The 14,955-nt window shown below is 51.6% G+C and carries 16 protein-coding genes; 9 read left to right on the top strand and 7 right to left on the bottom strand.

The window, feature by feature from the left end; translation table 11 throughout:
* The first annotated feature begins 49 nt into the window (after window positions 1-49).
* Window positions 50-943, top strand: a complete 894-nt coding sequence (locus EDM58_RS16230) for an NAD-dependent epimerase/dehydratase family protein (protein ID WP_122914270.1) — start codon at window positions 50-52, stop codon at window positions 941-943.
* Window positions 944-1,156: 213 nt separating this feature from the next.
* On the opposite strand, the gene EDM58_RS16225 is transcribed toward EDM58_RS16230, so the two are convergent.
* Complete coding sequence (locus tag EDM58_RS16225) at window positions 1,157-1,567, bottom strand: DoxX family protein (RefSeq protein WP_122914269.1); 411 nt, start codon at window positions 1,565-1,567, stop codon at window positions 1,157-1,159.
* A gap of 481 nt (window positions 1,568-2,048) precedes the next feature.
* Between EDM58_RS16225 and EDM58_RS16220 the strand changes: the two genes are divergently transcribed.
* Window positions 2,049-2,528: a hypothetical protein gene (locus EDM58_RS16220; protein ID WP_122914268.1), complete on the top strand. Its 480-nt coding sequence runs from the start codon at window positions 2,049-2,051 to the stop codon at window positions 2,526-2,528.
* Between the two features lie 67 nt (window positions 2,529-2,595).
* Here EDM58_RS16220 and EDM58_RS16215 read toward each other — a convergent pair whose 3' ends face one another.
* Window positions 2,596-3,711 (bottom strand): aminopeptidase, encoded by a 1,116-nt coding sequence (locus EDM58_RS16215; RefSeq protein ID WP_122914267.1) that lies wholly within the window; start codon window positions 3,709-3,711, stop codon window positions 2,596-2,598.
* Between the two features lie 91 nt (window positions 3,712-3,802).
* Window positions 3,803-5,008, bottom strand: a complete 1,206-nt coding sequence (locus EDM58_RS16210; RefSeq protein ID WP_122914266.1) for an iron-containing alcohol dehydrogenase — start codon at window positions 5,006-5,008, stop codon at window positions 3,803-3,805.
* A 274-nt stretch (window positions 5,009-5,282) separates the two neighbouring features.
* Here EDM58_RS16210 and purC point away from each other — a divergent pair, with 274 nt between their 5' ends.
* Genes purC through purN form a run of 7 tightly spaced genes read left to right on the top strand, consistent with a single transcriptional unit; the run spans window position 5,283 to window position 12,257 of the window.
* Window positions 5,283-6,002 carry a phosphoribosylaminoimidazolesuccinocarboxamide synthase gene (gene purC, locus EDM58_RS16205; RefSeq protein WP_122914265.1) on the top strand — a complete coding sequence of 240 codons (720 nt, stop codon included), beginning with the start codon at window positions 5,283-5,285 and terminating at the stop codon, window positions 6,000-6,002.
* Complete coding sequence (gene purS, locus EDM58_RS16200) at window positions 5,995-6,243, top strand: phosphoribosylformylglycinamidine synthase subunit PurS (RefSeq protein ID WP_122914264.1); 249 nt, start codon at window positions 5,995-5,997, stop codon at window positions 6,241-6,243. The genes purC and purS overlap by 8 nt, the downstream gene beginning before the upstream one ends.
* Before the next feature lie 3 nt (window positions 6,244-6,246).
* Window positions 6,247-6,939 carry a phosphoribosylformylglycinamidine synthase subunit PurQ gene (gene purQ / locus EDM58_RS16195; protein ID WP_122914263.1) on the top strand — a complete coding sequence of 231 codons (693 nt, stop codon included), beginning with the start codon at window positions 6,247-6,249 and terminating at the stop codon, window positions 6,937-6,939.
* Complete coding sequence (gene purL, locus EDM58_RS16190; RefSeq protein ID WP_122914262.1) at window positions 6,920-9,163, top strand: phosphoribosylformylglycinamidine synthase subunit PurL; 2,244 nt, start codon at window positions 6,920-6,922, stop codon at window positions 9,161-9,163. The genes purQ and purL overlap by 20 nt, the downstream gene beginning before the upstream one ends.
* On the top strand, window positions 9,148-10,566 hold the full coding sequence (gene purF / locus EDM58_RS16185) for an amidophosphoribosyltransferase (RefSeq protein WP_023556585.1): 1,419 nt from the start codon (window positions 9,148-9,150) through the stop codon (window positions 10,564-10,566). Before purL ends, purF begins: the two co-directional genes overlap by 16 nt.
* Window positions 10,567-10,611: 45 nt before the next feature.
* Window positions 10,612-11,652, top strand: coding sequence for a phosphoribosylformylglycinamidine cyclo-ligase (purM, locus tag EDM58_RS16180; protein WP_122914261.1), 1,041 nt, complete (start codon window positions 10,612-10,614; stop codon window positions 11,650-11,652).
* Window positions 11,646-12,257: a phosphoribosylglycinamide formyltransferase gene (purN, locus tag EDM58_RS16175; RefSeq protein WP_122914260.1), complete on the top strand. Its 612-nt coding sequence runs from the start codon at window positions 11,646-11,648 to the stop codon at window positions 12,255-12,257. Before purM ends, purN begins: the two co-directional genes overlap by 7 nt.
* Before the next feature lie 192 nt (window positions 12,258-12,449).
* On the opposite strand, the gene EDM58_RS26550 is transcribed toward purN, so the two are convergent.
* The 4 genes from EDM58_RS26550 to EDM58_RS26230 all read right to left on the bottom strand — a co-directional run bounded on the left by EDM58_RS26550 (window position 12,450) and on the right by EDM58_RS26230 (window position 14,938).
* The gene (locus EDM58_RS26550) at window positions 12,450-12,668 is read right to left on the bottom strand and encodes a hypothetical protein (RefSeq protein WP_425455625.1); all 219 of its coding nucleotides are present in this window, start codon (window positions 12,666-12,668) and stop codon (window positions 12,450-12,452) included.
* 1,288 nt (window positions 12,669-13,956) lie between these two features.
* Window positions 13,957-14,430, bottom strand: coding sequence for a helix-hairpin-helix domain-containing protein (locus tag EDM58_RS16160; RefSeq protein ID WP_122914257.1), 474 nt, complete (start codon window positions 14,428-14,430; stop codon window positions 13,957-13,959).
* Between the two features lie 20 nt (window positions 14,431-14,450).
* Window positions 14,451-14,636, bottom strand: a complete 186-nt coding sequence (locus EDM58_RS26235) for a DinB family protein (RefSeq protein WP_246000792.1) — start codon at window positions 14,634-14,636, stop codon at window positions 14,451-14,453.
* 8 nt (window positions 14,637-14,644) lie between these two features.
* Window positions 14,645-14,938, bottom strand: a complete 294-nt coding sequence (locus tag EDM58_RS26230; RefSeq protein ID WP_246000790.1) for a hypothetical protein — start codon at window positions 14,936-14,938, stop codon at window positions 14,645-14,647.
* Between the last annotated feature and the right edge of the window lie 17 nt (window positions 14,939-14,955).

The raw sequence follows: 14,955 nt of genomic DNA, 5'->3' as shown, positions 1-14,955 counted from the left end.
ATGATGATCAAAGATCGATAAAAAAATTCTTATCGAAAGAGGGATCATCATGAAAAAAGCATTGGTGATTGGCGGGACTCAGTTTTTTGGCAAGCGTTTGGTTCGCAATCTTGTGGACAGCGGCTGGGATGTGACGATAGCGACGAGGGGAAGAACGCCAGATCCGTTCGGCGACAGCGTGCAGCGCCTGATTATTGACAGGGAGGACAGGAAGACGCTGGAGGATGCTTTTGGCAGCACAGACATCTTTTACGACTGTGTATTCGATCAATCGTGCTATTCTCCTCTTGAAGTAAAGGACGCCCTTGAGGTTCTGGAAGGCAGAATCGGCCATTATTTGTTTACGTCTACCATGTCCGTCTATGATTGGGGCGCATCCAAACAAGAATCGGAATACGACCCTTATACCTACCCGATCGAGTTGAAATCCCGCAGAGAATACATAGGAATACCGGGGTACAAAGAGGCGAAAAGACAGGCTGAAGCAGTCCTGTTCCAGGCAGGAAATGTGCCGGCCACGGCATTTCGCTTTCCACTGGTGATCGGGGAAGACGATTATACTGGGCGTTTGCAATTCCATGTGGATCGGGTGAAAGCGGGGCAACCGATCGGAATCGACAATCCCGAAAGCAGACTTGGCTACATCGACTCCGAGGATGCGGCCCGATTTATCCAGTTCGCCGCTGAACAAAAGCTTCAGGGTCCCTACAATCCCGGCTCAGCCGGGGATCTCTCGCTGCAGGAATTGCTCGATCGCATCGCACAGACCGCAAAAACAGAAGCAATCATTGTTCCATCGACGGAGAAGGAATCGACCTCCCCGTATAACTTCGGGGCATCCCTGTCTCCTGATGTGAGCAAGGCGGCGGCGACGGGTTTTGAGTTCCGCAAGCTGGATGATCTGATAGACGGGCTGATTCACTATTATTTGCATGCGGAGTAGAGATCTTTGCTCCAAATCATAACGGATGTCCCGGGAACCATCGAAGGTATGGCAGAAATCATATTACGAGTCAATAGCCACCAGCTGCTGCAGGTGTGCTTGCGATAAAAAAGTCGAGCCCTACCGGATTTAGGCAGGGCTCGGGCACTTTTATTTTGTTTCCTTTTAAGCCTCTACCAGCTCAGGTGTTTTCATATGATGAGGGGGAGGCACTTATTGCAGCTTTGGTGAGATGGTGTCAGTGGCAGCTGTACTGACGGAAGCATTCATTTTGTGATAATACACATACGATCCGGCCAACAGAAGGAAGTATATGAGCATCGGCCAGCCTGCAATAATTGAATCGCCGACGGCAATACTCGAATAAACGACGCTGATCAAGTCAAACGCCAATCCCGCGTAAGCCCATTCTTTCACTCGAGGGTAGCCGGGTATCAGGATCGCCGCAATGCCGAGTACTTTCACGATTCCGCTGTAAAAGACGAAATAGGCCGGGTACCCGAAGTGCTCCGTTATGAACTTCACTGTTTCCTTCTCTCCCAGAATAGCAGAAATAGTTGGGAATAACATTGCCAGCGAGAATAGAATGGTGAAAATCCAGAATGCGATACGGATTTTTCTCATGATACATTCTCCCCTTACATTTTCTTTTGTTTTCCACGATTCTGTGTGCTTGATACAATGCTCGTGCCTGCAGCTTGGTGTTCTTCTCAGGAAAAGGTGTATTTGCAGAATAGCATAGCTTCGCGGTTCAGATTTCTTATGAATTGCGCAAATATGTATGTATACAACAAGGATACGAAAGATCGAGAGAGCCGCGGCGTCCTTCATCCTCATGCCAGCCATCAAATGTAATGAAGTCGACATGCAGAGTAAAATGATCAAGCAGAAAACATAGAGCCGCACTCTGAGGAGAGGCGGCTCTTTTTACGTTTTCTTTACCAGATGATTCAGGGCGTTGGATTATCACCAGCTCCCAGTGGACGGAGGAACAGTTACCATTGTCCGTCACTTTGTACTGCATTGCCAAGTGGGGGATGTAACATATTTCCAAATGGAGGCGTCTTTACAAACGGGGGTTAACAGAAGAAAGGAGAAATGATGAATGCTGAAATTCAGAACCATTACCACTATGCTGCTTTTATGTGGAGGGTTGTACCTTACCGGCTGCAGCAATGACCCTGCGTCTGCTCCGGCCCCGACAGAAAAGCAAGTGATAAACGTTGACCTGACTGCTGCAGTTGTTAAAGAAAAATTAAAGCTGGGAATGTCCAAGGAGGAAGTAAAAAGCCTGCTAGAAGTTGACTCTGATGCCGAGGTAACGAGCTCCATGAACGATACCAAGATGTGGCGATATGATTTTGGAAAAAAGGAAGGCTACACGTATTCAGCACCGGACAACATGGATGAAGTCGACATACAGGGATTGGAGGACGGCTCTCTGAAATCACAGTTATTTGTCGAGTTTGATAAAGAGGAGAAAGTGCAAAGCTTTTCTTTTTACAGCAAGAATGAAAAAGGAGAGCTTGTGGAATCCCGCCTGATGCAAGATGGTACGGTGAAAGAAAGCATAATCAAGAAATAGGGTAGAAAACATACAGCCGCACTCTGAGAAGAGGCGGCTGTTTTGTATGTCCTAATCATCCCTGGAATTAAACCAGATTCTCCGGATTCAAATCTTCCAGCTCCGGCAGGACAAAACGTCCGTCTTTGCGGATCAGCACATCATCGAACCAGATCTCTCCGCCGCCGTACTCAGGCCGCTGGATTTGCACCAGATCCCAGTGGACGGAGGAGCGGTTGCCGTTGTCCGCTACATTGTACGCGTTGCCCGGTGTGAAGTGGAAGCTGCCGGCAATCTTCTCGTCGAACAAGATATCCAGCATCGGGTGGAGGATATGCGGATTGAAGCCAATCGCAAACTCGCCGATATAGCGGGAGCCTTCGTCCGTATCCAGGATGTCGTTCAAGGCCTTGGTGTTGGAACTGGTCGCTTCGACGATTTTTCCTTCTTTAAAAGTAAACTGCACGTCGGTGAAGGTCGTGCCGTTGTAGTTGGTCGCGGCGTTATAGTAGATCGTTCCCTCGACCGAATCACGTACAGGAGCCGTGTACACTTCGCCGTCCGGGATGTTGCGCTTGCCGTCGCACTTGATCGCGCCAATGCCTTTGATGGAAAAGCGCAAATCCGTTTTCGGTCCGACGATGCGAACGCGGTCGGTGCGGTCCATCAGTTCCTTGAGCGGTGTCATGGCGCGGGACATTTTGGCGTAGTCCAGATTGCAGACATCGAAGTAGAAGTTTTCAAAGCGCTCCAGGCTCATGTTGGACAGCTGCGCCATCGATTTGTTCGGGTAGCGCAGGACCACCCAGCGTTTGTTGGCAACGCGTTCGTTCGTATGTACCTTTTGGTAGAGAACGCGGGCGTAAATGCCCATCTTGTCTTCGGGTACATCCGACAGCTCGTTGATATTTTCGTAGGCGCGGATGGCGATGTAGGCGTCCATATCTTTCATCCGCTCGTATTCGTACTTCGCCATCAAGGCCATATGTTCTTCGCTTGTTCCTTCATATAGTGCGCGCAGCACTTCCTGATCCTTGAGTGTTACCAGCGGGAGTGCTCCGACTGCAAAAGCCTCGCGAACCAGCGCACGCACCATCTCCGGCTGAAGTCCTGTGTTTTCGATCAGCAGCTTTTCCCCTTTTTGCAGGTTCAGCGAGTAACGAATAAGCCGGCTCGCCAGTTCGTTAATCCGTGGATCTGCCATAGCTAGACAACCCCTTAGATAAAAAATTTTTTACTAATTTCTATTATGGCACAACTCGCCCAAATGATGCCAGAGTCAAGATGAGAGTCTGTTACAGGCAAGCCTCGTAGATCGACACAATCTCTTCTGCATTCAGATTGCGGGAGCTGGGCAGGTATCCGAATCCGCGTCCGCCGATGTGTACCGCATCCTCTGCCAAGCGAGGGAGGGCGTCGCGAGTCACGCCAAAATCAGACAGCCGTTCGGTGATTCCCATCCGCTCGTACCATTGGCGTACGGCCTCAATCGTGGCCCGGGCGCAAGCATGATCGTCCCCTGCCACAATGCCGAAGCAGTTGCGTCCCATGCGAGCAAGCCGCTCCGGACGATCGGGCAGGATCACTTGTTCAAAATAAGGCAGGGACAAAATCGCGAGTCCGCGCCCATGCGCCATGTCATAGAAGCCGCTCAACGGGTGTTCAATGCCGTGCAAAGGCATGCCGACCCGAAGCCCGCGTCCGGCGAGGGCGAACGGACTGATCCCGAGCGTGCTGGCCCACAGCAGTGTCCCGCGAGCTTCCGCGTCATCAGGCTGCTGGATCGCTCTTACGGAATGCTCCACGACCAGGCGAATCAGATTTTCGGAGATGCCGTCCTGCACATGAGTTCCAGGGGCGCTGATCAGGTAGCTTTCAAAGATATGGGAGAAAATATCCGCACTTGCTTCTGCCGTTACCCGTGCCGGAACGGTAAAGGTGAGCGACGGGTCCAGTATGGCGATTTTCGGAAAGAGGGCCGGGCCGTTGAATGACGACTTTTCATGCGTTTCCCAATGTGTCAGCACGGTCACGGAGTTGGCTTCCGAACCCGTCGCAGCCACAGTAGGAATGGTCAAAATCGGCAAGGCCTCGACTACCGGAACGAGTGTTTTGGCGGAACCGCTCGGATTGCCGCGCATGTAGTCGTAGATCGGGCGGCCGGAATGTGCTGCGGCAGCGATCGCCTTGGAGGCGTCCATGACGGAGCCGCCCCCTACCGCCAGAACAAAGTCACAGCCTTGCTCACGCGCCAGTGCAGCCCCAGTATCAACGGTTGTGGTACGGGGATTGGGTTCCACTTTATCAAAAAGAACAGCCTCGATATTCGCCTCTTCCAGGAGAGTCTGGACTCGGGCCAAAAGACCGGTACGCTTTGCAGATTTGCCTCCGGTGACAAGCAAGGCCTTTTTGCCAAGCGTTTTCGCCCTTTCCCCCAACAGATTGATTTCTCCCATGCCGAAAAAAATCTGCGTTGGAAAGGAGACCTCGAAAGACAACATCTGGATTCCTTCTTTCCCTAGTAGGTTTACTTCTTTAGTGTATCACAAGACAGGAAAGGAGCGCAGAAGTGAAGGGGAGAGCGGAACGAAATCCGTTAAATTAACGAATGATAAGCTGGTGATATTGGGGAATATCCAGTAAAAACCGAACGTTTGTCGAAGTTGTTTCTGGGGATTTTCGTTGATAAATGCGTATGTTTATGTTTTAATGTATTTGAATCGTTCGTAAATTAATCGCAATACAACCCTTTTATCTGGGAAGGTGACTTCTACGGTGGAAAAACAAGAACAACTTTACGAAGGAAAGGCAAAACGGATTTATCGGACTTCTGTTCCCGGGCAGTACTGGGTGGAGTACAAGGATGATGCTACGGCATTCAACGGAGAAAAACGCGCTCAAATCACGGGAAAAGGTGAGCTGAACAACCGGATTACCGCCATCTTTTTCACGATGCTCAAAGAACGTGGCATCGACAATCATTTTGTCCGCCTCCTGTCCGCGACCGAGCAAGTGGTTCGTCAGGTTGAGATTATCCCGTTGGAGGTTGTCGTTCGCAATATCGCTGCCGGTTCGCTGGCGAAGAGATTGGGCATGGCAGAAGGGACCGTCTTGCCTGAGCCTGTCGTCGAGTTCTACTACAAGGATGACGCCTTGGGAGATCCGTTGGTCAATGCTTCCCATATCAAGGTCTTGGGGATTGCGAGCGAAGAGGATCAGGCGGCATTGGAACGCATGGGCCTCGCAGTGAATGAAGTGTTGCGTCCTTATTTGCGCGAACGCAAGATTACACTGGTTGACTTTAAACTGGAATTTGGAAGAACGCCGGAGGGAGACATTCTCCTCGCCGATGAAATATCGCCGGATACATGCCGGTTCTGGGATTCGGAAACGAATGAAAAGTTGGATAAAGACCGTTTTCGCCGCGATCTGGGAAATGTGGAGGAAGCGTATCAGGAAATGCTGAGAAGATTGGGAGGAGATGTCCATGTTTAAGGCAGTTGTGTATGTTACATTGCGTGAGAGTGTATTGGACCCGCAGGGGAATGCAGTAAAGGGAGCGTTGAACACCTTGGGCTTTGACGAGGTGGCGAACGTGCGCATCGGCAAGTACATGGAGCTGGAGCTTGGAACGAATGATCGTGCCCAGGCGGAAGAGCGCGTCCGTGAAATGTGTGAAAAGCTGCTGGCCAATACGGTGGTTGAAGACTATCGCTTTGAGATCGTGGAGGGCTGAGTGATGCGAGTAGCCGTTATTGTCTTTCCCGGCTCCAATGCCGACATCGATTTGTACAACGCGGTGGAAGACGTCATGGGCGTGCCGGTGGATTACGTCTGGCACTCTGACACCGATCTTACCGCGTATGACGTGATTCTTTTGCCAGGCGGCTTCTCCTACGGAGATTACTTGCGCTGCGGTGCTGTCGCCCAATTCTCGCCCGTCATGGAGCAAGTGGTGAAGGCGGCCGAGGAAGGCAAGCTGGTCATGGGGATTTGCAACGGGTTTCAGATCCTCACGGAAGCTGGACTGCTCCCAGGCGTCCTGCTGCGCAACCGCTCCCTCAAATTCCGCTGCAAGCTGTCCGCTTTGCGCGTAGAGAACAACGATACGGCCTTTACTAAGGATTACGACCAGGGCGAGGTCATCCACATCCCGATCGCGCATGGAGAAGGCAACTACTACTGTGACGAAGAAACGCTGGCCCAATTGAAAAGGGGCAATCAGATCGTATTCCGCTATCATGGGGAAAACCCCAACGGCTCGCTTGAGGATATTGCCGGGATTGTCAATGAAAAAGGCAACGTACTGGGCATGATGCCTCACCCGGAGCGCGCTGTCCATGCCTGGATGACATCCGATGACGGACGCCGCATGTTTACTTCAATCCTGAAGACCTGGAGGGAACGGAACCGTGCCACAACTCACGCATAATGAACCGACAGCTGAACAAATTTCCGAGCAGAAGCTGTATCGCGAAATCGGCCTGACCGATGACGAGTACCAGCGTGTGGTCGACATCATCGGACGCAAACCGAACTGGACAGAGACCGGACTCTACAGCGTCATGTGGTCCGAGCATTGCTCCTATAAAAACTCCAAGCCTGTCCTGCGCCGTTTTCCGACGAAGGGCCCTCGCGTCCTGCAAGGTCCCGGCGAAGGAGCGGGAATTGTAGACATCGGCGACCAGCAAGCTGTCGTCTTTAAGATCGAAAGCCATAACCATCCATCCGCCATTGAACCGTATCAAGGAGCGGCAACGGGTGTCGGCGGGATCATCCGCGATGTATTTTCGATGGGTGCCCGTCCGATCGCGGTTCTCAATTCCCTTCGTTTTGGCGAATTGACCAACCCGCGCGTGAAGTATCTGTTCGAGCATGTCGTAGAAGGAATCGCGGGCTACGGCAACTGCATCGGGATTCCGACCGTCGGGGGAGAGGTCAACTTCGATCCGACGTATGAAGGAAATCCATTGGTCAACGCCATGTGCGTCGGTCTGATCGATCACGAAAAAATCCAAAAAGGCGTCGCCTCCGGCATCGGCAACCCGGTCATCTACGTGGGAGCCAGCACGGGCCGCGACGGCATTCACGGCGCTACTTTCGCGTCGGAGGAGCTGAATGAAGACTCCGAGAAAAAACGTCCTGCCGTACAGGTGGGAGATCCGTTCATGGAAAAGCTGCTCCTGGAAGCATGCCTGGAGCTGATTGATACAGGGATTGTCGTCGGGATTCAGGACATGGGCGCGGCTGGCTTGACCAGCTCCAGCTCCGAGATGGCGTCCAAAGCAGGGAACGGGATCGAGATGAACCTCGACCTGGTGCCGCAGCGTGAAGCCGGCATGTCCGCCTACGAAATGATGCTCTCCGAGTCCCAGGAGCGCATGCTCGTAGTAGTAGAAAGCGGCAAAGAAGCCGAGGCCATCGCGATTTTTGACAAATGGGGCTTGGCTTCTGCGGTCGTCGGGAAAGTAACCGATGACAGCATGCTGCGTCTGCTGCACAAAGGGGAAGTCGTAGCGGAAGTGCCTGTAGACAGCTTGGCGGAAGATGCGCCCGTCTACCATCGTCCATCCGCTGTCCCTGCTTATTATGAAGCGAATGCAAAGGTGGATGTGCTGGCCGCGATTCCCGAGCCTGCTGACCTGAATGAAACGCTGAAAAGCATCCTGGCACAGCCGACTGTCGCCAGCAAAGCGTGGGTATACGAACAATACGACCATATCGTCCGCGCCAACACCGCTGTAAAGCCTGGCTCTGACGCAGCCGTCGTCATGGTGCGCGGCACTCGCAAGGCTTTGGCGATGAGCACCGATTGCAACGGACGCTACGTCTACCTCGATCCAAAAGTAGGCGGCGCAATTGCCGTAGCCGAGTCGGCCCGCAACGTCGTCTGCTCCGGCGCAGAGCCATTGGCGATCACCGACTGCCTCAACTTCGGCAGCCCGGAGAAGCCTGAAGTGTTCTGGCAGTTCGAAAAGGCCTGCGAGGGCATGAGCGAGGCATGTGTGGCGCTGGACTCGCCGGTTATCGGCGGAAACGTCTCTTTCTACAATGAACGCAGCGGCGAGCCGATCTATCCGACTCCGACTGTCGGCATGGTAGGTCTGATCACCGATGTAGACCATATTACAACACAAGACTTCAAGCACGAAGGCGACGCCATCATCTTGCTGGGCGAGACATTCGCCGAGCTGGGCGGAAGCGAGTATCAGAAGCTGGTTACCGGCTCCATCTCCGGTCGTCCTCCGCAAATCGATCTGGCCAAAGAAGCGGCTGTACAAAAGCTGGTTCTCTCGGCGATCCGCAAAGGCTTGGTAAAATCCGCGCATGACCTGTCCGAGGGCGGTCTGGCTGCTGCTCTGGCAGAGTCCTGCTTCGGCAAAGAATTCGGTGCGCAGGTAGAGCTTGAATCTTCCTTGCGTCCAGATGTTCTGCTGTTCAGCGAATCACAGTCCCGCATTCTGCTCAGCACTTCGCAGGAGCAGGCAGCGGCAGTATTGGCTCTGGCTCAGGAACACGGTGTGCCTGCACAAGTGATCGGAAAAACCGGAGGCGACAGCCTCGTGGTAAACGTGAACGGAACAGAAGCGATTCGCGCTTCGATTCAAGAGGTGAAAGCAGCCTGGAAGGATGCGATTCCATGTTTGATAAGTTGATCTGGGACAAATTGAATGAAGAATGCGGCGTATTTGGCATCTACAACCACGAGGAAGCGTCTCAATTGACTTATCTGGGGCTTCACGCCCTGCAGCATCGCGGTCAGGAGAGCGCAGGGATCTGCGCCTCCGACGGCGAGAAGTGGTATAAGCATCGCGGAATGGGGCTCGTCTCGGAAGCGTTTGGCAAAGGAGATCTGGAAAAATTCCGCGGTCATATCGCCATCGGACACACCCGCTATACGACAGCAGGTTCCAGCAAGATTGAGAATGCCCAGCCGCTCTTTTTCCGCTATGCACAGGGCAGTATGGCAGTTGCCCACAACGGGAACCTGGTGAATGCAGCTGTTCTGCGCAAGGAGTTGGAGGCAAAAGGCTCTATTTTTCAAACGACAAGCGATACCGAAGTCATCGCGCATCTGATCGCTCGTTCCGAGAGCAGCGATCTGCCCGGAGCGGTGAAGGATGCCCTGCAGCATATCAAGGGGGCTTATGCCCTCGTCGTGATGAACAATCACCAGCTCATCATCGCGCTCGATCCCAATGGACTGCGCCCCTTGTCGCTGGGCCGCCTTGGAGATGCGATCTGCGTCGCTTCGGAGACATGCGCTTTTGATATCATCGGAGCGGAGTACTGGCGGGATGTGCAGCCGGGCGAGCTGATCATCATTGATGAGAATGGCTTGACCGAGACCAAGTTTACCCCGCATACACAACGTTCAATCTGCACGTTCGAATACATTTACTTCGCGCGTCCAGACAGCGACATCGACGGAATCAACGTCCACATGGCCCGCAAACGCCTGGGCAAGCAGCTTGCGCTGGAATCGCCCATAGAAGCGGATGTCGTGACAGGGGTGCCGGACTCCAGCATCTCCGCAGCGATCGGATACGCGGAAGCGACTGGGATCCCCTACGAGATCGGCTTGATCAAAAACCGCTACGTCGGCCGCACCTTTATCCAGCCGAGCCAGGAACTGCGTGAGCGAGCGGTCTACCTGAAGCTGTCTGCCGTGCGCAAAGTGGTGGAAGGCAAGCGTGTGGTCATGATCGACGATTCCATCGTGCGCGGCACGACCAGCAACCGAATCGTGCGCATGCTGCGCGAGGCAGGGGCCAGGGAAGTGCATGTGCAGATCAGTTCGCCGCCCGTTATGAATCCTTGCTTTTATGGAATCGATACCTCGACCCGCGACGAGCTGATCGCGGCGACCAAATCGGTGGAAGAAATCCGTCAGATCATCGAAGCCGACAGTCTCTCTTTCTTGTCGGTAGAGGGAATGCTGGCTGCGATCGGACGCAAGGATACAGCGCCCAACAACGGACATTGTCTCGCCTGCTTTACCGGTCAGTATCCGACGGAGATCCATTTCGAAGAGGCTTTGCCTGCTCTCAAGTGCTAGACAGGAATTGTGATCCGAAAGAAACACCTCTTAGGGGGAGAAACGATGAGTGAAGCATACAAGCAAGCAGGGGTAGACATCGACGCCGGGAATGAAGCGGTCGAACGAATGAAAAAACACGTCAAGCGGACGTTTCGCCCGGAAGTGATGACCGATCTGGGGGGATTCGGCGCATTATTTCGCCTGGATACGAAGAAATATGATAAGCCGGTGCTTGTATCGGGGACCGATGGAGTTGGAACCAAGCTCAAGCTTGCTTTCGCGATGGAAAAGCATGATACCATCGGGATCGACGCTGTCGCGATGTGTGTCAATGACGTCGTCGTGCAAGGTGCGGAGCCGCTCTTTTTCCTCGATTATCTGGCGGTAGACAAAGTCATTCCAGAAAAAATCGAAGCGATCGTCAAAGGAATCGCCGAAGGCTGCTCCCAGGCAGGCTGCTCCCTGATCGGCGGGGAGACAGCCGAGATGCCTGGCATGTACGCGGAGGGCGAATATGATATCGCAGGCTTTACGGTCGGTGTCGTCGATGAACCCAAGATGATTACCGGAGCTGGCGTCGCGGCCGGGGATGTGCTGATCGGGCTTGCTTCCAGCGGCGTGCACAGCAACGGCTTCTCGCTCGTGCGCAAAGTCCTGCTCGCCGATAAAGGCATGTCTTTGCATGAGCATGTTGAGGCTCTCGGCAAAAAGCTGGGCGAAGAGCTGCTGACTCCTACCCGTATCTATGTGAAGCAGGTTCTCTCCGTTCTGGAAAAGCATCCGGTCAAGGCTTTGGCCCACATCACTGGCGGTGGCTTTACTGAAAACATTCCGCGCGTCCTTCCCGAAGGTATGCAAGCGGTGATCGAAGTCGGCTCCTGGCCTGTCCTGCCGATTTTCCAACTGGTTCAGGAGGCGGGCAACATCTCTTATCCCGATATGTACAAAACCTTCAACATGGGAATCGGCATGATGCTCGTGGTCAAGGCGGAGGATGCGGACGACGTGATGGCGCACCTGCAGCAATTGGGTGAGCAGCCATACCGGATCGGACATATCGCCGCAGGGGAGCGGAAAGTCGTGTACAACGGGGTGGAATGGTGAGAAGAGTAGCCATTTTTGCCTCTGGAAGCGGCTCAAATTTTGAAGCCATCGTGCAGGCCGTGCAGTCAGGCAAGCTGAGCGGGGCAGAAATTGCCCTCCTCGTCTGCGACAAGCCGGGTGCCAAAGTATTGGAGCGTGCGGCACGTCTGGGTGTAGAAACCTTCGTGTTTGACCCCAAAGCCTATGCGGGAAAAGCCGCTTTTGAAGCCGAAATCGTGGCAGAACTGCAAAAACGCGACATCACCCTGGTTGTTTTGGCCGGCTACATGCGATTGATCGGCGAGACGCTGCTCAAGGAATACGAAGGCAGCATCATCAATCTGCACCCGTCGCTTTTGCCCGCTTTCCCAGGCAAGGACGCCGTCGGTCAGGCACTTGCCTGCGGGGTAAAGGTAACAGGGGTAACGGTTCATTTCGTAGATGCCGGACTCGACACCGGACCGATCATCGCCCAGCTTCCGGTACCAGTGGAGGAAGGCGATACGCCAGATACGCTTGCAGCCCGCATTCATCAGGTCGAGCATGGACTTTTGGTTGAGGTCATCGGCTGGCTTTTGGCTGATAGAGTAAGACGGGATGGTCGTTTTGTACAAATTACACAGTAAGACGGAACAGAGGGAGGCATAAGTGCCGTACCCTCTTTTTTTATGATCCAAATGTTCATTGAAAATATTGTTTTAGACTGAAAAAGTAAATAATTGATCCGGTTTTAAGCCAACGGGCAAAATGTTGAGAAATGAACTTTTTTAACACAAGCTCAATTATGTAAAGGAGAGCTTAGAAATTTCCGGTACCAATTATCTTTTAATCTTTTGAACCACAAAAAGTAGAATAAAATATGCAACGAAACCAAGAAAAAAAGGAACTAACATTTCGGCATTACCCGGTCTCTGAACGAAACCAAAACTTACTTCGTTTTGCAAATATTCAACGTCGTTATACGCATCAATGACATCAGGTGTATAGAAGTAGGTAAGAAGTAGTCCCGACAACACTGGGACGATAAAGAAACACACAAGATTTATGAGGGAGGAAAAGGCAACAGCTTTTACAACATACTTATATTTTTTCTTCTCAGGCGAAAAGAACCACCTCAATTAAAGCACCTCATTTTCAGAAGTTAACATATGTATTTCCTGATAATACCAAACTATTATGGAAATTTACCACAGTGCTTAGTATGTTCAGTGGGTCAACAAGATTTATCTCTCGCTCGTTTGAACATAGTAATACCGGAAAGAGAAAAACCGATAGCTCCGATGAACCATGCTACAAGTTCAATACTGGAGGAGTTACCGCTGAATATTTTCCAAAAAGCATTGATTGTCCATAGAACACCGACTGTTAAGAGGAAGTATTTACGCAATGAACCACCTAATTTCCATTTTCTAAATCATCGAACATTTAACAAGTACGTCAAATTCTTCAGTTGCTTTTTATTAAATGTGTTGTGTACTAAGGAAACATATTGCCAAATATCGGCAAGTACTGAAAGAACAACATACTAATTATTACAAGTACGATCGTTTTAAGTACTGCAGTTACAAGGAAACTCTTGATTTTTAGACTGCGTTCAATTAATCGTTCTACCGCGAGATAACAAATAACTGCAATAAGTAGTAATATTGCAAATCCTATGATTGGACCCATTCCAAGAATCACCTCTAATTGATTAGAGTTGACCGCAAGTAGTTAAAATTTGCAGCCTATAGATCATGATATCAAAAAATGGGTTAAATTGGGAAATTTTGCATTTAACACAGTAGTTATGTTGTTTCTACATATACTGTCTGTAACCCTAAATCACATTTTAAGAGTTTAAATGGTTTAATAAATCGATCCTCGCCATAAGTCCAGTTGGACAGAAAAGAAGGCAAGATCAACTTGTCTTCTTTCTCAAGCGGCAATTACGGAAAGGCAACATGAAGTGGCAGAATGGAACGATATTTCCCTGTTCCAAACTGCCATTTGTCTTCCAATATGATTTGTAAACACACGATAAATTTCACGGAGAAGCCTACAAAAAAACGGCTTTCCGACCGATCAAAGCTGGTAGAGGAAAAAGGAGAAAAAAGCGAAGGCATTTGGGATCTCAACCAAGCCGGGAACGGAAAAGGCGGAACACGTATTTAGCGGACAACCCTGATTTTTCATCCCCGAGACGGCTGCTTTTGGCCGCGGTTCCGCCTTTGGAGTGGGAGGCGGCCAGGGATGGCCCCCAGCAAAGATCCCAACCCGCCTGAGCGTTTTCTCCTTTTTCCTCATCTCCACTACAGATCGATGACAGCAAAATGAAAAGGCACCTTACGGCATCTTTTTAAGCTCATACCAAGCAATACCGGGCCTAGAAGCAGGATACCCGTGCTCAGCCCGATACCGCTTGCGCTCCGCAGTAAAGTCAAACCAATTCCTCTCAGAGTCCGGATGATTCGCGTGATGAACGATACAGCGAAAGCAGTCCTCCAGACAAGGGTCCTCCCAATAGCCCAGCATCAACTCATAGCGATTGATCAAATCGGCGCCATCCTCATTTTTAATTTCCTCCAGCGAATAGAAACCGAGGGAGACTACCCCTTCAGCCACTCTGGGACCAATCGAGGGAATGGTTTGAAATTCCGCCAGCGCCCGCAAGTATCTCGCTCTTTCTTGCGATACCTGCAGGGCTTTCGCAAGCTCCTCTGCTTCTAGTGCAGGAATCTGTCTCAAGGTAAGCTTGGCCGCCCGCAATTGCTTTCTTTCTTCGGGGGTCAATGGGAGTTTGGGTGAAGTCGTTGCCATGAAGGAATTCCCCTTTGCATTTAGTACAAGTCAAACATATTGATCTCATATCCAAGCGTTTTCAGATAGGTAAAAAGCTGTCCGCGATGATGCTGGGCATGGGTGGTGATCTCGATCAGCCACTTCGCCTGGGCAACGCCGTGGTCAGGAAGGTAATAGGGTGTTGTTTTCTTGTGCAAAAAATCTTCCTCGCTCAAGTTTTCCATATACGCCTTCAAAGCCCGCAATCCCTGCTGCATGCGATCGAGCAAAACTCCGGATCATGCTCCTGGTCAAAAGTCGCTTCCAGAGCCCGAACGTCGTCCTGACTGTTCTCTTGAAGGATCAGCAGATCTACAGCCGGAATGGCGACGAGGTGGGAAACGAGCTCGCGTATCGTGCGCATGTTTTCACGCGGCTTGAATTCCCAATCCTGCGGAGAAATCTTCCGAACCAAACCTGCGGTAGTACGGACAATTAGCTCCAGTTCTTCAAACAGAAAATCCTTCAATTCCTTCGTTGCTTCCATGAACAATCACTCCATTT

This window comes from Brevibacillus panacihumi (genome assembly GCF_003710985.1).
GTDB classification, from domain to species: Bacteria; Bacillota; Bacilli; order Brevibacillales; family Brevibacillaceae; genus Brevibacillus; species Brevibacillus panacihumi.
This window is presented reverse-complemented; position numbering and strand designations above follow the sequence as displayed.